Origin of the sequence: Paeniglutamicibacter kerguelensis (assembly GCF_017876535.1) — a bacterium.
GTDB lineage: Bacteria > Actinomycetota > Actinomycetes > Actinomycetales > Micrococcaceae > Paeniglutamicibacter > Paeniglutamicibacter kerguelensis.
On sequence record NZ_JAGIOF010000001.1, the window covers coordinates 1,471,606 to 1,489,527 of the forward strand.

Below are 17,922 nucleotides of genomic sequence, written 5' to 3' on the forward strand. Positions count from 1 at the left end.
CAACATATCAGGCAAATTTTCAGTTTGCTAGGGATTCAGACGGAAAGTATCACGAGAATTACGACGGAATCCGCACGGAACAAACAAACCAGAATGTGCAGGTTTACGTGGAATTCTCTGGAAAACAACTGGTGCAAATTGGAGTTCTTGCTGTTATGTTGCCTCTATGACCAATGTAGTCAATGGCGGACCTCTGCTGACAGTTCGCTCACTCACCAAGGGATTCTCCGGCGTCCAGGCGCTCAAGGGCGTGGACCTTGAAGTGCTGCCCGGGGAAGTGCACTGCGTGCTCGGCCAGAACGGGGCAGGCAAGTCCACCCTCATCAAGACGCTCTCCGGGACGCACCAGCCCGACAGCGGGGAAATCCACTGGCATGGCGAGCCGATCTCGATCGCCAACCCCGTGGCGGCCCTGGGATTGGGCATCGCAACGATGTACCAAGAGCTGGACGTCGTCGACGGGCTGAGCGTCGCGGAGAACATCTTCCTGGGCCACGAACATGCCAAGGCCGGTGTCATCGACCGGCGGATGACCAACAGGCGTGCCAGGGAGCTGATGGCGAGGCTGGGCCACGGCAACATTTCCGCCACGGCAGAGGTCGGCACGCTCTCCGCGGCCAACAAGCAGATCGTGAGCATGGCCCGCGCCCTGTCGCACGACACCAAGCTGATCATCATGGACGAACCCTCGGCCGTCCTGGACAGCGACGAAGTCAAGAACCTGTTCCGGGTTGTCACCGACCTCAGCGCGGCCGGCATCGCAGTGATCTACATTTCACACAGGCTTGAAGAGATCCACCAAATCGGAGACCGCATCACGGTGCTCAAGGACGGGCGCACCGTCGCCACGAACCTTCCGGTGGACGCCACGCCCACCGCCGAGTTGATCAAGCTGATGACCGGCCGGGACGTGGCCAACGTGTTCCCCGCGGCCACCCCGCTGGAGGACGGCGCGCCCGTGGTATTGGACGTGAGGGAGCTGGCCCTGCCGGGGGTCTTCGAGGACGTCAACCTGCAGGTCCACGCGGGGGAGATTGTGGGCCTTGCCGGCCTGGTGGGATCCGGACGGTCGGAAATCCTCGAGACCATCTACGGGGCCCGGAAGTCCTCCAAAGGCTCCGTCACGGTTTCCGGGGTCGCGGTGAAGCCGGGGTCGGTCGGATCGGCGGTCGAGGCGGGCATGGGGCTCTCGCCCGAGGAACGCAAGAGCCAGGGCCTGATCCTCGACGAACCGATCTACCGCAATGTCACGCTTGCCAGCTTCGTCCGCTGGGCCAAGGGCGGACGGCTCAACGAGAAGGCGGAACGGGCGGTCGCCCGCGAGCAGCTCGTGTCGCTGGAACTGCGCCCCGCGGACCCCGACCGGGTCACGCGCACGCTTTCCGGCGGCAACCAACAGAAGATCCTGCTGGCGCGCTGGCTGGTCCACGGCACCAAGGTGCTCTTGCTGGACGAGCCGACCCGCGGCGTGGACGTCGGTGCCCGCGCCGAAATCTATGCCTTGGTGCGCCAACTCGCCGACGACGGAACGGCCGTCGTGGTGGTCTCCAGCGAAATCGACGAGGTGCTTGGTCTCTCCGACCGGGTGCTCGTGATAGCCGGAGGCCGTGTCCTCCACACCTCACCCGCAGACGCCATCGACGAGCACGGGGTGCTCGACATGGTCATGAAAGGATCCGCAGCATGAGCGAGAACGACAGCGCCGTCGAGACGGTCGACGCACCCCCTCCCGCCGCAGCCGGGGTTGCCGGCAGCCACGGCGGGCCGGCGAAACCCGGCAGCGTGTTTTCCCGCCTCTCCGGAGGGTCGATGACGCGCTCCATCGGCCTGGTCATCGCGCTGCTGGGCCTGGTGCTCATCGGCTTCCTCACCGCGGGCGACCGCTTTGTCAGCGTGGGCAACCTGCTGGTGATCCTGCGCCTGGCCTCGGTGATCGGCGTGATCAGCATCGGCATGACCTTCGTGATCACCGGCGGCGGCATCGACCTGTCGGTCGGCTCGGTCATGGGCCTGAGCACCGTGGTGGCCACGCTGTCCTGGGTGCAGGCCTTCGCCAAGGACTCCCACTGGATCGTGATGGTGCTGGTGGCGCTGCTGGTGGGGGTCGCGGCGGGGTTCATCAACGGGTTCGTGGTGGCCTACGGCGGCGTGGTGGCGTTCATAGCCACGATGGCCATGCTGGTGGGTGCCCGGGGGCTGGCCGAATTGCTGGCCAACCGCACCACCCAGATCGTCAACGTCAACGGGTTCAAGGCGGTGTTTGCCGGCAGCCTGCTCGGCATCCCGGTGCTGATCTGGATCTTCGCCCTGGTGGTGGCCGGCGGCTGGTTCCTGCTGAACCGCACCACCTTTGGCCGCCGCACCGTGGCCATTGGTGGCAACGTCGACGCCTCCCGACTGGCCGGCATCAACGTCAAGCGCCACACCATGTACCTGTACGCGCTGACCGGGCTGACGGCGGGCATCGCCGGGGTCATGATGCTCGGGCGCACCACCGCCGGCACCTCCACCCACGGCACGCTCATCGAGCTCGATGCGATCGCCGCCGTGGTGGTCGGCGGGACCCTGCTGGTGGGCGGCCGCGGCAGCATCATGGGCACCGTGCTCGGTGTGCTGATCTTCTCCACGCTGTCCAACGTGTTCACGCAGAACAACATGTCAACCTCGGTGCAGGCGATCGCCAAGGGCGCCATCATCGTCGGGGCCGTCATGCTGCAGCAGCGTTTTGCCAACCGCCCGACCAAGAAGGCGGTTCCCCCGGCGCCGGCTCCTGCGGGCGCCTAGCCCCGCGGCACCCGGTTCCCGCACCGCATGGCAACTGTCGGCATTCTCTTGGGGGAGCCGGCCGCTGCCATGCGGCTGTGGCCAGGACCTGCGGGCTAGCCTTGGCGCTCCAACTGCACGTGGATGACCTCGTCGCTGGGCTCGAATTCCGTGCACTGGTAGCCCGCGGCGTTCCAGTCGTTTTCGAAGAGGCGTTCCCCGGTGCCCAGAAGCACGGGGATCAGTGCCAGGTGCAGGGTGTCGATGAGGCCGCGGGCGATGTAGTCACGCACAGTGCCCACGCCCCCGGCCACCCGGACATCGGCCCCCGCCGCCGCCTGCGTGGCGCGCTCGAGGGCCACCAGCGGGCCGCCGGTCACAAAGTGGAACGTGGTCCCGCCGTCCATGGCCAGCGGTTCCCGGGCGTGGTGGGTCAGTACGAACACCTCATGGTGGTACGGGGGATTCTGGCCCCACCAGCCACGCCACGTGCGCGCGTCGTCGTCGGAATCCCAGGGGCCGCGGACGGGGCCGAACATGTTCCGGCCCATGATCGTTGCCCCGATGTTTTCATCGCCGTCGCGCAGCATCCCGTCATCCAGCCCGGTGCTGCCGTTGCTTTTACCGATCATCGACCTGCCGTAGGCGGTGTCGAAGATCCACCGGTGCAATGCGTTGCCGCCCACGCCGATCGGGTGCTCGAGGTTCTGGCGGGGACCGGCTCCAAAGCCGTCGAGTGAGATGCAAAAGTTGTGGACGCGTAGCTTGCTCATGGCGGGGCTCGATAGATGATGCTGGATTGGTCTGGACGAGCTCAGCATATGCCCGCGGACGCCGCGACCGGTAGTGCCCGGGGGCCGCGTTGACTCCGTAGGACTTTCAGCACACCGGAGTGGAGACGGTTCGCACCGATTTGGAGCGATGAAATGACCACGAATGAAATTCCCGGCTACGGCTACGGCTGCGCAGGGCGTTCCCCGGTCGCCGAGATCGATCTGGCGGAAATGAAAGCAAACGTATTGTTCACTGATGCTGACGTAGCGGCCTCGTCCCGGGCCGGGGGCGTGTTGGCGCACTAAATTGAGGCAATCCTCGACATCTGGTATGGCTTCGTTGGCGCCGATCCCCAACTTCTTGCCAATTCCTGGACTCCGGTCGGAGAACCGTTGCCCGACTATCTCAATCGGGTCAGGCCCAGATTTGGAGGGTGGATCCTTGATACTTGTCGGAGGCCGTGTGACATCCACTGGCTGGCATACGCCGAGGAGATCGGCCGCAGGTACCTGCCGCCCCACAAGGACGAGACCGACGGGATTACGACGGCTATTCCCTGTCGATCCGCACCTTCGATGATGCTGTTTGGCCTTCTTCGGGGCACGGAACCCGGATCTGCAATACGCCATCCCTATAGGATGCCCGAACCTCATCCTCATGGCAGCCAGCTGGCAGCGGAATACTCCGGGAAAATGACCCGTACCGGAACTCGGAGCGGTACCCGCTCTTCTCTTTGTGCTCCAGCTCCTCACGCCGTTCGACCTTAATGGTCAGGACGCCGTTGCTGATTGAGACATCGGCATCTTGGTCCGGATCTATGCCGGGCAGCTCAGCCCGGACAACCATTGCCTCGCCATCCCGGTATTCCTCCACCCTTGGCCACGGCGAATCCCAATCACCTTCAAAGAGCCGCCGAACGGGGTCCGGCAGCTCAAAGCGTCCAGTCTTTCCGAAACCAGCCATGACAACGCCTCCGCTCCTCATCGCCGGGCCTCCGGTGTCTCCAAGTGAGGCAGACGCGGTCGCGACCACATCGGGCCGGAAATCCCGACAATGCAAACAGCCTACTCCGCGATCCTGGCCTCCGGAAGATGCCGGCCAGACGAAGCTGCGGTGTTCGTCGAGGCAATTCTGGACGATGACGGCCTTCCGCGTACAGACCTCGTGGATCTCTTCGCAAACCACGGGTGTCCGAGGGCGAATCATACGAATCCATCGAGCAGGCTATGACTCCTGGCCGCCGCGCTCTCCACGGCCCTGGCTATGGATTGCAGCGTTCGTTGGCGCACCATTGTTTTCCGACAACAAAATCCAAGCTTTTCCCGGCGTTCTCCTCACCGGCAACTGATGAGGCTTGACATCGACCAATCACAGAACGCCAGCAGTTTCACGCCATCCAGACTTCTACTGAGATGAGCGAGGGGCACCATTTTTATGGGAAACACGACCGTACTTGAAACGACAGTGAATCGCAGGTTGCGAGGTGGACGGCCGGTCGGCGTTGTCCGGCACCACGATCTTCGCCCGTGATATCGCCCACGCCCGGCGGCAAGATATGGTCGACCGTGGCGAGCAGCTGTCGGACTACTTCACGGACCTTCCCGTGTACTAAACGGAGCCCGCGTCGTCCTTTCGATAGTCGTCGGCGAGAGCACCAACGAGATCCAGCTGAACGTTATCGCCAAGCAGCTGGTCGCGCGCAAACAGGAGCCAGTGCGGTACTTCACCTAGTTGTCGAGCCGGAATCGGGTGCTCCTCGATTTGGACTGTTCCTGATGGGCACAGTTACTCTGTCTCCCGGGCAACGTCCCCTTCGGTCTGCGGTGGGTTCGGGCCAAGGAGTTCCACGATTCCACCGATTTCCTCTCGGTTCGGGAAAACCTTGGGAGCAATGAAACCACAGATGCCGGACGCTACACACGCGGCACCCTGTATGGCGACTTTCATTGTGCGGGTTCCACTCTCGATATCCTGCGGATCCAATCATGGCTAGGCGCTGTAACCGGTTGCTCCCTCACCCGCGGTATCTCTGCACCAGTGGACAGACGTACGGGTCCCGGTTCTTCACCCCGATCTGGTTCAGGTATGTCACCACTGTGGTGGAGGCGTCGCACAGGGTCCTTTCGGTGTACGGGATGTCGTATTGGGAACAGTACTCGCGGACCAGCTTCCGCAATGCAGGAAGGCTGGGCCGTGGAGCCACCGGGAAAAGATAGTGCTCGATCTGGTATCGCAGGCCACCCATCAGGAACCGCACCAGCGGCCCGTCTTTGATGTTTCGGGACAAATTCACCTAGCCTGCGCAGAAAATCAATATTTACACCGGAGGGGACTGTTGGCATCCCGATGTGATTCAGTGCAAATACACCACCCAGCAGAGAAATTGACAGTATCTAACTGCTGGATATTTGGCTTCCGGGTGCGACGGTGGGGGATCAGCCTACGAACTCCCAATGGGGTCCGATCGTTGCGGAAATCTGTTCCAAATGTTGCAGCGGGGATGGCCTTTTTGAAGCAGGACCTGCTGCGTCCTATTTGATTCCGCAGAGGTCTTTTGCACTGCCGACCAGCGATGTTCCATTTCCAAAAACCTGGGACATGAGCACGTTCATCCGGTCGCGGCAAGGTCGACCTTGCGAGCGCTCTGCTGAGAACATGTAAAAATGTCAGTCGTCATCGATTCCTGTCATGGGCAGAAAGACTTGGGGGGACAAGTGATGCCGCACCCTACGTATTTCAGCATCTCCAGATATGGCCGGTCTTCCTTGTAACTGCTTGGAGAAGGCACCTAGATCGCTGAAACGATCCAGATCACCAAGGCAATGACCGCAAGAACGCCCACAATTGTCCAAATAAGGCTGCTTCCACGCATGTTGCTGACTTCCGTTCAATTCGTTGCTACTTCTCATCATCGGCTTGCGGGGCCTTCAATTCAAGGAATGCGCGAACGGAACGAAAGGTCTCCCAAACCTTGAATCCACGCCGGTGCCGCCATAGCGTGGGCCCATGGATTTATCGATACAGGTCACCCTCGATTGCACCGATCCGCACACGCAGGCCGCATGGTGGGCGCAGACGCTCGGCTGGACGGTTGAGCCGATCGAGCCGGGCTTCATCAGGAAAATGGTCGACGCCGGCCAGGCCTCCGAGGCCGACACCATGGACTTCAACGGGGAGCTTGTCTGGAGGATCGGCGCCGGGATCTGCCCGGTGGACCAGGTGGGGCAGATGCCGCGGCAACGCATGGTCTTCCAGCGGGCGCCCGAGCCCAAGACCGTGAAGAACCGCATGCATCTGGACCTGCACCCGGGCACGGACAAGGATGTGCAGCGCGAGCAATTGATCGCGCGCGGGGCCCGCTTCCTGTATGCGGGGAACCAGGGGCCGTTCACCTGGTACGCCATGGCCGACCCGGAGGACAACGAGTTCTGTATTTCCTGAGCCCGCCGGCGCCAAGAGGAGCCTGTCCGAACGCAGTCGGGGCGGCGGAACGAATCCCGCCACCCCGACATCGGTGCCTGTGACTAAGGCACCATGTGCTTAGTGCACGCGATGTTTGGTCCGCTCCGAATCTAGCGTGCGGACTCCAGCGCGTGCAATACATGGCCAACGCAGAGACGCTGGGCCGCCAGCGAACGCACCAGTGCGTCGCGCTCTTCCAGCAGGATCCGGCGCAGCGCCCGCGGGGCGGCCGGGTGCTCCTGAAGCCAAGAGTCGACTTCCAGCACCACGGGGTGGACCTTCGCGTCGCCAAGGTTCTGCGAGGCTGGGAAGAGCCCGCGGATCACGCGTGTGGCCAGGCCCATGGTCAGCGTTTCCCAGATGTCCTCGAGGGACGGCCAGTAGGCGGCGTAGTGTGCATCGAGCAGCTCGTGGCCGCCGAGCTGGAAGCCCGCGGCGGTTGCGCTGATCGCCTCGTTGGACAACGCCGCGCCGTTGGCGTCGTGGCCGGAGATGACCGCCCCGAATGCCGCGGCCTTCACCGCCGCGTCGGGGCGGGCCGCCAGCGCCAGCAGGCGGCCGGAGGTTGCAACGGCGGACGGATGTGCCGCCGCGTCCGCTTCCATGGCTGCACGCGCTGCCTCGTCGAGGCGTCCGGTGGCGGCCTTTGCCTGCCACAGGGCCCAGCGCAGGTCCTCGTCGACAACCAGGGAATCCCAGCGCGGTTCACCTGCCAGCAGCGAATCCACGACGTCGGTGGCCACGTGGCCGCGGGCCAGCTTCGCCAGCGCGCGGGCCATTGCGATCTGCGCGTCGCTGCCCGGATTTGCCCGGTCCAGCCAGGTGACAAGCGCGTCGGCAAGCGCCTGGCGTTCGTCGGCCCGCAATTCGGGTGGCAGGTATTGTCCGATTGCGGTGTTGGCCTGTTCAAGCAGGAAGGCGAAGACCGAGACCTCGGTGACCGATTCGGCGTGGGCGCGGACTGCGGCGAGGAAGTCCGTGGCCGCAAGCCTTGCATCGCGGACCATGTTCCACAGCGCGGCCCAGCAGCTGGCGCGCGCCAGCGGATCCCCGAGCGTGCCCAGGTGGCCCAGGAGCGTTTCCAGGGAGCGTTCATCGAACGCGACCATGGCGTAGGTGGCGTCGCCGTCGTTGGGCAGGATGAGATCCGGGCATCGTTCGCCGGCCAGGAAGTCGAGGGCGACCCCGGTTCCGGTGAGTTCCACCGCGTGGCTGGCGGTGCGGGTCAGCTCGCCGTCCACCAGGTCGAAGAGGCCGACGTTGAGCACGTGCGGGTGGGTGATCGGGGTGTTGGTCAGCGGGTCGATGCCGGACTGGGTGAGCCGCGCCGCGGTGACCAGCCCCTCTGATTCGGTGAGTTCGATGCCCAGCACCGGGACGCCGGCCGTCTTCAGCCAGGCATCGGCCCAGGAGTCCATGTTGCGTCCCGAGGCATCCTCGAGAACCGCAAGGAAATCCTTCAGCGAGGTGTTGGAGAATTCGTGGACGCGGAAGTACTTGCGCGAGGCGTCGCGGAACGCTTCGGCGCCGACGTAGGCGGCGAGCTGCTTGAGCACCGAGGCGCCCTTGGCGTAGGTAATGCCGTCGAAGTTCTGCTTGGCGGCTTCGAGGTCGGTGATGTCGGCGACGATCGGGTGCGTGGTGGGCAGCTGGTCCGCGACGTAGGCCCAGCCCTTGCGGCGGTTGGCGAAGGTGATCCAGGCGGTGGAGAACTCCGTGGCCTCGTCGTTGGCCAGGGTGCCGATGTAGTCGGCGAAGGACTCCTTGAGCCAGAGGTCATCCCACCAGCTCATGGTGACAAGGTCGCCGAACCACATGTGGGCCATCTCGTGCATGATGGTATTCGCGCGGGTCTCGTGCTGACCCTCGGTTGCGCGCGAGGTGAAGACGTAGCCCTCCGTGAACGTGACCAGGCCCGGGTTTTCCATGGCGCCAAGGTTGTACTCCGGCACGAACGCCGAATCGTATTTGCCCCACGGGTAGGGGTAGTCGAAGAGCTCGTGGAAGAAGTCGAGTCCGGTCTTGGTCAGGTCCAAGATGTTTTGCGCGTCGAAGTGCGTGGCGATCGAGGCGCGGCAGGTGGCGTTCAACGGGATGACCAGTTCGCTGCCGTCGGACAGCGTGCGGGAGTAGCTGTCGGTGGCCACGAAGTAGGGCCCGGCAAGCACCGCGGTGATGTAGGTGGAGATCGGCAGGGTCGGGGCGAAGTTGGTGGTCGCGGTGCCGTCCCCGTGCTCTTCGACACCGGAGGCCGACTGGTTGGAGGCTACGTGCCATTCCCGGGGCGCGCGCACCGTGAAGGTGAATGGGGCTTTCAGGTCCGGCTGCTCGAAGTTGGCGTAGACGCGGCGGGCGTCGGAGGGCTCGAACTGCGTGTAGCAATATGTCAGGCCGTCGGCCGGGTCGACGTAACGGTGCAGGCCCTCGCCGCTGCGCGAGTAGTAAGCCGTGCCGTCGACAACAAGCGTGTTGGGGGAGTCCTCACCCGGGAGCAGGTTTTCGAGGTAAATGCGGGAACCGGTCACGGCAGTTGCGGGGTCGACAGCCACGCCGTTGAGCGTAATGGAACGGATGGATTCGTGGATGAAGTCCACGAAGGTTTCGGTCGTTTCCTCGGCGGAGAACACGATCGTGGTGGTGGACCTGTAGCCGGTCACCGAGGCATCGCGGGCCTCCGAAAGGTCTAGTTTCACCTGATAGGAATGCACGTCAAGGGTCTGCGCGCGCCATGCCGCTTCATCGCGGGAGAGGTTTTCGTTCGGGCCGGAGATTCTCTGTAACTGATCCACCAGACCATTGAAACATGAAAGGAGCGCTTGACAATATTGCGAGGCAAAATTGTCGCAAATACGCCACCATGTTGCGTCGCGCGGTGTCATAGACGTGAAGCGGGGGACGCGAGGCGTGGTTCCAGGTAGCCGGGGGACAACGGTGAGAAACGTGGGGAACCGTGGTTGCGGCGTCCCTCTCGTCGTGATGTTGAGGTGGGAGTTTCCTTGACGGAGAGGGACCAGAGCTCAGTGGGGCAGGCTCCGGGAAAGGGCATGCCCGGCCGGTTGAGCGCGATGGCTTAGCGGGCCTTGGCTCCTGCCCTTCTCACGGGTTGTGCCAACCAGCCCTTGCGGTCTGCTGCTCATGGTGCGGCCGGAATTTTTCTGGTCGGGGAATCCCGATTCCAGTAGTCATTTCAGAAGGCGCCTCAAGACGCGTACATGCGTGCGAACTGTCGAATTCCGTTCGGGCCGGTCAAAAGCGTTTCAGGACCCGAATGGCGCGCGTTGAAGGTTACGAGGAGTGTTGGTTTCAAACCCCACGAACGGCGAGCGCGGAGCATGGACAATAGCGCGGGTGTGCTTCGGGCACCCCCTATCGGAGCGGGCTCAAGTAGGGAGTGCCCCTCAGCGCAAACTTGAAGGTGAGACGTGCTTAAACACGAGTTGGGAAACGTTTCGCTGCCGGCATTCCATTTGTGGTCCCTACTCCTCCCTACTCGCATCTTTACAGGCAGCCTGCGGGTAAGCAATGCTGAATACGCCGTGACTAGTCGACACGCGGCAAGGCGGCTTTGGGTGTCGGAGGCAGTACACAAATGAAGAAGGCGATGGCCCATGGATGAGATCCGGTTGCGCGTGAAAGACGCCATACGATCGAGTCAGCGCGGATTGAACCAGTCGTTAATCGCCCGCGAGATCGGCATGAGCACGGACGCCCTGAGTCGTTCGCTCAATGGACAGCGGAACTTCAATGCGGGGGAACTTGCGAGGCTCGCAAATGTACTGGAAGTTTCCCTGGGATGGTTGATCACCGGCGATCCGCGTCCCGATAGCTACGTGGACGAATCGATGGATCCAGTCCCTTGGCGTCGCGACCAAATTGCGGAAACGGTTGCATTTCCTGCGGGGGCGTATCGGGAAGTCGGACTTACCACTGGTTCGATTCCGCATTTGGATCCTGAAATAACGCCGGAATCGGCGGCTGGCATTGTCGCAAGAGACCTCAGTGAGCTTCTCGACTTTCCCTTCGTTCACGATCTCCCGGCTGCGATCGAAGGATGCTATGGCGTTGGTGTATTCGTGGCTGCAGAAGGACCAGACTTTGATGCCCGCGCCATGCGCAACAGAGACCTGACATACATTGTGGTGCGCGCTACCGGTGCCTGGTACCAAGCCAATTTGGTGCTTGCACGTGAACTCGGAGAATTGCTGAGTGGACGGCAATCAGTCATTGGCCAGCGAGGCCTAGAACCCGCCAACTGGCCAAACGAGTTTGCATTGGCCCTATTGATGCCCGCCGAGCGGTTGCTCAAGATCGACTGGGATCGACAGACTCCGCGAGAACTTGCAAATTTCCTCTGGGAGTCCGGAGTCTCGGCCAAGGCCCTGATGCGAAGGCTGGATGGACTTGGCATACGCAGGGGCCCGGCGCTGGTTCACGCCGACGAGGGGACATTGCAGCTTCTGGTCTGGCAAGATCCCGACTGCCTGAGCCATAACAGGGCAAGAGCTTATCGTTCCCCCCGGATTCCCTTTGACCTCTTCAGTGCACATCTAAAGGGAATGCGCGAAGGACGCGTCGACGGGACTTCGCTTGCCTGGATGTTGGATACTCCACTTGCGGAGCTGTGAGGCCTACCGACGGCTCGCACATAACGAACCGAGGCGTTGTCCTGTGAACTGCTTTCGGTCGACGCAAACACGAAGGATTCATCCGTGCGCCGCAATGATTTTGGCCTTGGATTTTGTTCGCGGCGCGGCAAATGACAGTAGGCAGCGACTTCCGTCAGGACAAAATGGCTTGGACTACGAGTAACCCTTGTATGCCAAGCCATTCCCGAAGTCGTGCCTCCAGCTGTGGTCTGGCCTCTGCGCGACTACTCAGGGAAATCGTCCTAGATCGCCGAAGCGATCCAGATCACCAGTGCTACGGCCACAAGAACGCCCACGATTGTCCAAACAAGGCTGCTTCCACGCATTTTACTTACTTCCGTTCTATTCGTTGTTCCTTCTCATCACCGGCCTGCGGAACCTCCAATTCAAGACGGGGGAATTTGCTTGCCTGGATGTTGGATACTCCGCTTGCGGAGCTGTGTTCCCTACCGGCGGTTCACACCTAGCGGAACCGGGGTTCTTGTTCCGTGATCTGGTTTTGGCCGACACAGTCTCGAAGGCTTCATCCGTGCGCCGCAGTGATGGTGGCCTGGCATTCCGGTGAGTGGATCGATGATGAAGAATTCTTCCTCGATGCCAAAAGTACGCATGACGAGCACCTACTTTCGCGTGGCGATTTCCGGTCCTACCGGTGCGACAGGGAAATCGGTTGGGCCAGTAATCGTTTGAAATCGACGTTCGTTGGAAGTGAAATCCGGCGGTTCGCCAGCCAAAAGATGTCATTAGGTGGCACCCGCCCGACATTCGGGAAGCTAGGAATGTTTGATTGATCCCGCATTGGCGGATCGAGTCAGCGTCATGATCCCCGTTCGCACGACGTGGGGATCCTTGGGCGGGTGGAGGGTCGTGAATCCGTAGAACGTCTCACATTCGCCACACCAGAATTCAAGTTCCCACATGGGCGATGCCAATCGAGCGGGGTCAACCACGATTCGGACATGTTCGAAGACCAAATATTCATCTGACTGACAGGGATCACAGTTGGGGCGTGATCCCATTTCGGAACCTACTGCGGTTGCTCCGTGAATTTGGAATAGAGACGATGGCGTGGACGGACGAACAATCGTCGTGAATCGCAAACTTGTCATGGCTTTGTCCCCGCTCCCAGATCTTGTTTTTGTCAGAAACTACGTATTCGAGTGGCCCCAGCAGCGCTCATTTCCATACTGGGGGTTGGCGCTGTCGGTGTTCAATAGACACCTCGCGAATGTGTCTCGTTTCGGCGAAAAGTATCGTTGCAGTGTTGGCAAAACCTCTACAGGGACTTTCCACTGGCACGCGCAGCGGCTACAGACGGGTGCCGGATGCGTACGGGTCGCAACCCGCCGACCTGCAACGCGATGCGCTCCTTTCCTCCGCGGTCGATACTTGAATCTCTGCGAAGAACACGCGTTGGGCAGGATGGCCGAAACCGGCAGCCGCCTGGTGGGTCGGCGGTTTCCCACGCTAAATGTCGCAGCTCCAAGCGCCTGAACTCGCGGTAGCCTGTAGGCGCGGGCCACGGGGGCCGCCGCCCCAGATGTGAACATTTAACGGTACGGTGACTTCGGTGATTCTGAAGCACCTGAAATCCAGTAATTGCATCTGGACAGCCTACGATTGGGCCAATGCTGTTCATGGCAGTCGAGGAAAGGTATGTCGAAGTGAGTGACCTGATTTGTGAAGTGCATTTCCCGCTCGTCATCAGTGAGGACGTGGTCTCCGGCGATCTGAACGAACGTTTCCCCTGGGTTGAGGTGGGAGAGGAATGGATCGAGGATCTTGAAGATCTTGACCCTCCTGGCGTCGCTGAATGGGACACAAGCGACGCGTGGTCGAGCGTTCCCGGCGGCGAAACGGACGAGTACGTTTACTACCTGACCGGAGATACCTCTGAGGAGATGTTGGCCGCAGCGAGGACTCTCGCGTCCCTGGAGGGCATGCCGGCAGGTGCGTATGCGATCCTGGGCGTGAGCGATCCGCTTGAATTGGGAGAGGGGCAGAAGGTCCAGCTTTCGTAAACGGATAATTCCTCTCGACTTTTCTGGCAGCGTGGCTACAACGTCGCTTCGCGGCCACGAATCCTAAGACCGGATACGAATCGTGCGCCAGATGCCAACGAGTAGGAACGCCTCTAAGGGTGGTATGCCCTCCTGACGGCACAGGGCCACTGTCCCAGAAGCGGAACTGTCTACGGGACTCTGCAAGGTGTTGGCGCCTTGGAAATTTGAGAGTTGGATGGCAACGCGGATGCGCCGCCGCTGGTCGCAAGCAGCACACTGTTGGTCGTCTGGATGAAGCGGTGTGGGTATGTTCTTGGGGGTCAAGTGGGCGCTGATCAGGCTAGTGATCCCCGCGATCCGGGGCTTGCTCGACGTCACAACAGCTTCGTCTTGGCTTCGGCACTTTCTGTTTGCTTGCGGTAGTTCCTCAACCTTGCGATTGAGATGCCTAGCCCCGTCGAGTGGAACTAATCGTGACAGCCCGCACCTTGCCATGTGCAATTGCTCGGAGCACGGTTGGGTTTCGGTAGGGACAGGTGTGGGAATCTACTGGCAACCGTGCGTATTCGTTCCGGCACCAATCCCTATTGGCCGGATTCCAAACGCGGACACGGCATCATGCTCAGCAGTCTTTGAAGCGACCAATCAGGCGGCCATTTCTTGAATATTGTCGCCTGAATAGGTCCGGCCCGGTCTTCCGCCAGACGGCGCTCCTTGCAAGTTGCCTCGAGGAGAGCGGTTTGAATTGATCGGCATGAAACAAATAGAGATTGCGTTTGACTTGGGCATAGACTCAAGCGCCATGAGTGATAGCCGAATTGCAATCGACTGGGAATCTGCACGCGCGAGCAACCGTGAGAACTGGGAAGACCGGGTTCCGCTGCACGAAACGGCGTACGCGATCAGTGACTTGGACGATCCGGACCATCTGACCGGAGTCATCCGAACCGACCTGACAGCACTCGCACCTTTTCTCCCAAACGGCACGGTCTCGGGTTTGGACGTGTGCCATCTCCAGTGCCATATCGGCACGGACACGCTGTCCCTGGCCCGGGCAGGGGCTCGGGTCACCGGCGTCGATTTCTCCCCCTCCGCCCTGGAATCTGCCGCCGGACTGGCAGGTCGTCTGGGCCTAGAAGCGACGTGGGTCGAGACCGACGTTCTCGAAGCCCGTGCCGCCGTAGAGAGCGACTTCGACCTCGTTTACACCAGCATAGGAACCATCACGTGGCTTCCCGACCTGGATCGTTGGGCCGCACAAGTAGCGGGGCTCTTACGGGCCGGAGGGACGTTTTACATGCGTGATGGGCACCCTGCCCTCTACGCCATTGATGAGCATGCCGACGGACTACAGCTTCGCTACCCATATTTTGGCAACGGCCAGGCCCAGGTATGGGACGACGAGTCCACCTACGCCGGGGACGGCAAAGTGGCTCATCCCCGAACGTTCCAGTGGGCCCACCCAATCTCCGAAATCCTCAACTCCCTCATCGGGGCGGGGCTGCAGATTCTTCGTCTCGACGAGGGTACGACGCTTCCATGGAAGTTCAGCCCCCGCATGATCGAAGTCCCGGACGGCTTCGCGTGGCCGGAATCCGAACGTGATCTTGTACCTTGCACATACACGATCATTGCCCGAAAAACGGGCAAGTAGACAAATCAGGCTGGTCGCAGCCCGGTACGTGGCCGAGCAAGGCACAATTGCCATCATCGCCACCCACGATGACCACGTCGAAGTCAGGGGCCGCACGAGCCTCCTCGTCGATAGGCTTGCCACGACCGGCCAACAATTGCACGGGCAATACAACTCCAAATCATGAAGCTTAAGTGGGACGAGGAGCTCGCCCGGGTCACGCGGATGGTTGCTTCATCGTGGGTTGACAGGTATCGCAAGTACTGCCGAGCAACCAAGAAAGCGATACAGGAAGAGACAAGAACGAACCCTGCCCCGATCACGATGGCTGTTTTGTACTCCTCACCGGTTGCAAGCATCAGAACGACGGCAGGAACGGCCGCCGCGGCTGTTGCTCCCCAGCATGCAGCCAGGGCTTGTTGATTTACGGACGGCAAAGGCACATGCCCGGAATGAATGAATAGCCCTAGGAAAGCTCCGGCCGCAGGGACAAGGGCAACCACACCAGCCACGGGCATACCGTAGATTACCGGGATCGTGCCGTAGCCCCGGCGACCCCAACCAGCCCACAATTCTGGATCGTTGGCGGCTTCAATGATCGAATACAAGCTCATGACACCTCCGGCGATTGCTCCAACTGCAACGCCGGCGACCATTCCGAGCAAGAACACCGGAGCGAACAGCGTTCCCAGCTTTTGTCCCGATGTATGTCGCATAGGTTCAGCGTAGGCGAAACGACAGTGCACTTAATCAATTGGAGGTGAACCGCAAATGCTCCAAACCAAGAGCGTTTGGTTCAAACGAAATGAAACCGCATAGCCCTATTCTTGTCTTCGCGGGTGACCCGAATCCCAGAATACGACGGGCCACCGGTCGTAGACGGTTTGCCGCCGTTCTTCGTCGCTGGATCAGGTCCGCTTGGGACCTTTACTGGATAAAGTGAACGGGCCGGGGGTTCAGTCGTTGAATACAGACCAGCAGATGTCGTTGCGGCGGGTTTGGTCTTCGAGGACGAGGTCGTAGAGACTGCCGGGAATCTGCCGGCGCTGCCAGTCGCGCTCAGCCCGGCCTGCCTCTTTTTCATTTCCCCGCGGCGCTGCGGCCTGAACCGCCTTGATGGCGTAGGCAGCGGCACCAAGGTCGTGCTCAGGAACATGAGCAACGCAGGCAGCTTGCCCGGCCGCGTATGCCGCAAAGCGCGCGGCGCCCCGCAGAGGGCGAGCGGCACCCATTGCGTGCCCGCCGATCGCACGGGTGTCCATCATCTTCGCTTGGCCGCGAGCCCAAGTCCGTGCCGCTTCAATTGCGTCACGAGGTCGGGTGTCCCGGCCATTCGCTTCCTCAAACAAGGGCAGCACATGTTCGGCGCAGGTGGCGGCCCACACGGCCAGAAGCCTGTGGTCGGTTTCGGTGAGCGTCCCACCACGGCGGATGCTCACGAGCCGAGGGTCATGAACAGCGGGAAGGATCATGCGGCTACCTTACGCCGACAGCACGTTGCGACGGCAACTTCGTGGGGGTGTCTGGGGCTGCGTCCGTAAGCCGAACCTCATCCGGGCGATGTCTCGATCGGCCAGTAGCCGCATTCATGCCTGGCCGCACGTGGAAGACTGACACGGTGACCATCGACATCAATGCCATGCTCCAGCGGGTCGTCGCTGAGGTGTTCGACCAGAACTTCACCGTGGAAGATGTGACTTCCGGAGACGACCCTTTTCGATACTCGGTCCGTGTGATCAGTGAACCCGAGCAAGACCGCACGGCAATCATTCGTGCCTCTTACACGTGGATGGACGGTTTCATCCCGGAACTGAACGTGCAGACCGGTGTGCTTGACGACGACGATGTGGAGCAGGAGAAGGAAGACGAGCTTCGGCGGCTCTGCCTCGTCATGCGTGCCTACCTCCGGGGCGAAGCACGTATCGATCAACGGAGGCGGTTGTTCCGCCGGGGCACTGTCCCCGTCGTGACTATCGAGGTGGATGGCCACGAGTGGCGTCTTGGCCGGAATGGTTGGACGGTGCGTTAGGGAATGGAGGTTCCCACGTTCCGTAGGACGAACCCCTTACTGCACAGTCTTTCGGCCCCGAGGCCTGGCAATACAGGCATGACTATGGAGTCAGTCTTTCTTCAGTTCCTCGGCGAGCATCACGAGGATTCCGCTGGGGCCTCGGAGGTACGTGAGTTTGTAGACGTCGGCGTAGGTCGCCACGCCGCGTAGTGGATAGCATCCGTGCTTCGCAGCTACCTCAAGGGCCTTGTCGATGTCGTCTACCGAAAAGGCTACGCGGTGCATTCCGATGTCGTTGGGACGAGTTGGGTTCGACTCGATCGCTTTGGGATGGATATATTCGAAGAGCTCAAGACGGCCATGACCGTCTGGGGTCTGGAGCATCGCGATGTTGGCGTGGTTGCCATCAAGTCCGACGGCGGTGTCGGTCCACTCGCCGCTGACCGTGTCACGGCCGATGACAGCAAGACCGAGATCGGTGAAAAAGGCGATTGTTGCTTCGAGGTCGCGAACGGCGATACCGACGTTCTCAAGTTTGATGGCCATGCGTTGAAAGCTACCAAGGCGGACAAATTAACTCCAGTAGCGAGGCACCACTACTATCCGCAAGACGTTCCCCGGACGGTGCAA

General features: G+C 61.3%; 16 protein-coding genes and 1 pseudogene. 10 read left to right on the top strand and 7 right to left on the bottom strand.

The annotated features are described in order from the left end of the window. The first annotated feature begins 166 nt into the window (after positions 1-166). Together JOF47_RS06605 and JOF47_RS06610 are read left to right on the top strand one after the other, a co-directional pair. Positions 167-1,687, top strand: a complete 1,521-nt coding sequence (locus JOF47_RS06605) for a sugar ABC transporter ATP-binding protein (RefSeq protein WP_209996780.1) — start codon at positions 167-169, stop codon at positions 1,685-1,687. Further along, positions 1,684-2,784 (top strand): ABC transporter permease, encoded by a 1,101-nt coding sequence (locus JOF47_RS06610; RefSeq protein WP_209996782.1) that lies wholly within the window; start codon positions 1,684-1,686, stop codon positions 2,782-2,784. The genes JOF47_RS06605 and JOF47_RS06610 overlap by 4 nt, the downstream gene beginning before the upstream one ends. Before the next feature lie 95 nt (positions 2,785-2,879). On the opposite strand, the gene JOF47_RS06615 is transcribed toward JOF47_RS06610, so the two are convergent. Next, positions 2,880-3,536, bottom strand: a complete 657-nt coding sequence (locus JOF47_RS06615) for a dihydrofolate reductase family protein (RefSeq protein WP_209996784.1) — start codon at positions 3,534-3,536, stop codon at positions 2,880-2,882. A gap of 153 nt (positions 3,537-3,689) precedes the next feature. Between JOF47_RS06615 and JOF47_RS06620 the strand changes: the two genes are divergently transcribed. Together JOF47_RS06620 and JOF47_RS22545 are read left to right on the top strand one after the other, a co-directional pair. Further along, positions 3,690-3,842 carry a globin family protein gene (locus JOF47_RS06620; RefSeq protein ID WP_209996786.1) on the top strand — a complete coding sequence of 51 codons (153 nt, stop codon included), beginning with the start codon at positions 3,690-3,692 and terminating at the stop codon, positions 3,840-3,842. A 9-nt stretch (positions 3,843-3,851) separates the two neighbouring features. Next, positions 3,852-4,040, top strand: a pseudogene (locus JOF47_RS22545) (protoglobin domain-containing protein); the annotation flags it as partial. Positions 4,041-4,086: 46 nt separating this feature from the next. On the opposite strand, the gene JOF47_RS06625 reads toward JOF47_RS22545, so the two are convergent. Then, a complete protein-coding gene (locus JOF47_RS06625; protein WP_245356286.1) occupies positions 4,087-4,521 on the bottom strand; it encodes an Hsp20/alpha crystallin family protein in 435 nt (144 codons plus the stop codon). A gap of 499 nt (positions 4,522-5,020) precedes the next feature. Here JOF47_RS06625 and JOF47_RS06630 point away from each other — a divergent pair, with 499 nt between their 5' ends. Further along, positions 5,021-5,149, top strand: a complete 129-nt coding sequence (locus JOF47_RS06630) for a fumarate hydratase C-terminal domain-containing protein (RefSeq protein ID WP_209996788.1) — start codon at positions 5,021-5,023, stop codon at positions 5,147-5,149. A gap of 402 nt (positions 5,150-5,551) precedes the next feature. Here JOF47_RS06630 and JOF47_RS06635 read toward each other — a convergent pair whose 3' ends face one another. Then, positions 5,552-5,830, bottom strand: coding sequence for a fatty acid desaturase family protein (locus JOF47_RS06635; protein ID WP_209996790.1), 279 nt, complete (start codon positions 5,828-5,830; stop codon positions 5,552-5,554). Positions 5,831-6,543: 713 nt separating this feature from the next. Between JOF47_RS06635 and JOF47_RS06640 the strand changes: the two genes are divergently transcribed. Beyond that, positions 6,544-6,978: a VOC family protein gene (locus JOF47_RS06640; RefSeq protein WP_209996792.1), complete on the top strand. Its 435-nt coding sequence runs from the start codon at positions 6,544-6,546 to the stop codon at positions 6,976-6,978. Positions 6,979-7,109: 131 nt separating this feature from the next. Here JOF47_RS06640 and pepN read toward each other — a convergent pair whose 3' ends face one another. Beyond that, positions 7,110-9,788 (bottom strand): aminopeptidase N, encoded by a 2,679-nt coding sequence (gene pepN / locus JOF47_RS06645; RefSeq protein ID WP_342592724.1) that lies wholly within the window; start codon positions 9,786-9,788, stop codon positions 7,110-7,112. Positions 9,789-10,607: 819 nt separating this feature from the next. On the opposite strand from pepN, the gene JOF47_RS06650 reads away from it, so the two are divergent. From JOF47_RS06650 to JOF47_RS06660, 3 genes are all read left to right on the top strand, one after another. Beyond that, the gene (locus JOF47_RS06650; RefSeq protein ID WP_209996796.1) at positions 10,608-11,624 is read left to right on the top strand and encodes a helix-turn-helix domain-containing protein; all 1,017 of its coding nucleotides are present in this window, start codon (positions 10,608-10,610) and stop codon (positions 11,622-11,624) included. 1,649 nt (positions 11,625-13,273) lie between these two features. Then, positions 13,274-13,666, top strand: a complete 393-nt coding sequence (locus tag JOF47_RS06655; protein WP_209996798.1) for a hypothetical protein — start codon at positions 13,274-13,276, stop codon at positions 13,664-13,666. 736 nt (positions 13,667-14,402) lie between these two features. Next, positions 14,403-15,302 (top strand): class I SAM-dependent methyltransferase, encoded by a 900-nt coding sequence (locus JOF47_RS06660; protein ID WP_245356616.1) that lies wholly within the window; start codon positions 14,403-14,405, stop codon positions 15,300-15,302. Positions 15,303-15,385: 83 nt separating this feature from the next. Here JOF47_RS06660 and JOF47_RS06665 read toward each other — a convergent pair whose 3' ends face one another. Both JOF47_RS06665 and JOF47_RS06670 read right to left on the bottom strand, forming a co-directional pair. Continuing rightward, complete coding sequence (locus JOF47_RS06665; RefSeq protein ID WP_209996800.1) at positions 15,386-15,997, bottom strand: hypothetical protein; 612 nt, start codon at positions 15,995-15,997, stop codon at positions 15,386-15,388. 240 nt (positions 15,998-16,237) lie between these two features. Next, positions 16,238-16,753, bottom strand: coding sequence for a putative immunity protein (locus JOF47_RS06670; protein ID WP_209996802.1), 516 nt, complete (start codon positions 16,751-16,753; stop codon positions 16,238-16,240). 146 nt (positions 16,754-16,899) lie between these two features. Between JOF47_RS06670 and JOF47_RS06675 the strand changes: the two genes are divergently transcribed. Next, positions 16,900-17,310, top strand: coding sequence for a hypothetical protein (locus tag JOF47_RS06675; RefSeq protein ID WP_209996804.1), 411 nt, complete (start codon positions 16,900-16,902; stop codon positions 17,308-17,310). A gap of 90 nt (positions 17,311-17,400) precedes the next feature. Here JOF47_RS06675 and JOF47_RS06680 read toward each other — a convergent pair whose 3' ends face one another. After that, positions 17,401-17,838: a VOC family protein gene (locus JOF47_RS06680; RefSeq protein WP_209996805.1), complete on the bottom strand. Its 438-nt coding sequence runs from the start codon at positions 17,836-17,838 to the stop codon at positions 17,401-17,403. Positions 17,839-17,922 lie beyond the last annotated feature (84 nt).

Coding starts and splice junctions, on each gene's coding strand:
- JOF47_RS06605 (WP_209996780.1), top strand. CDS start 167: ATGACCAATGTAGTCAATGGCGGACCTCTGCTGACAGTTCGCTCACTC.
- JOF47_RS06610 (WP_209996782.1), top strand. CDS start 1,684: ATGAGCGAGAACGACAGCGCCGTCGAGACGGTCGACGCACCCCCTCCC.
- JOF47_RS06615 (WP_209996784.1), bottom strand. CDS start 3,536: ATGAGCAAGCTACGCGTCCACAACTTTTGCATCTCACTCGACGGCTTT.
- JOF47_RS06620 (WP_209996786.1), top strand. CDS start 3,690: ATGACCACGAATGAAATTCCCGGCTACGGCTACGGCTGCGCAGGGCGT.
- JOF47_RS06625 (WP_245356286.1), bottom strand. CDS start 4,521: ATGAGGAGCGGAGGCGTTGTCATGGCTGGTTTCGGAAAGACTGGACGC.
- JOF47_RS06640 (WP_209996792.1), top strand. CDS start 6,544: ATGGATTTATCGATACAGGTCACCCTCGATTGCACCGATCCGCACACG.
- JOF47_RS06650 (WP_209996796.1), top strand. CDS start 10,608: ATGGATGAGATCCGGTTGCGCGTGAAAGACGCCATACGATCGAGTCAG.
- JOF47_RS06655 (WP_209996798.1), top strand. CDS start 13,274: ATGCTGTTCATGGCAGTCGAGGAAAGGTATGTCGAAGTGAGTGACCTG.
- JOF47_RS06660 (WP_245356616.1), top strand. CDS start 14,403: ATGAAACAAATAGAGATTGCGTTTGACTTGGGCATAGACTCAAGCGCC.
- JOF47_RS06665 (WP_209996800.1), bottom strand. CDS start 15,997: ATGCGACATACATCGGGACAAAAGCTGGGAACGCTGTTCGCTCCGGTG.
- JOF47_RS06670 (WP_209996802.1), bottom strand. CDS start 16,753: ATGATCCTTCCCGCTGTTCATGACCCTCGGCTCGTGAGCATCCGCCGT.
- JOF47_RS06680 (WP_209996805.1), bottom strand. CDS start 17,838: ATGGCCATCAAACTTGAGAACGTCGGTATCGCCGTTCGCGACCTCGAA.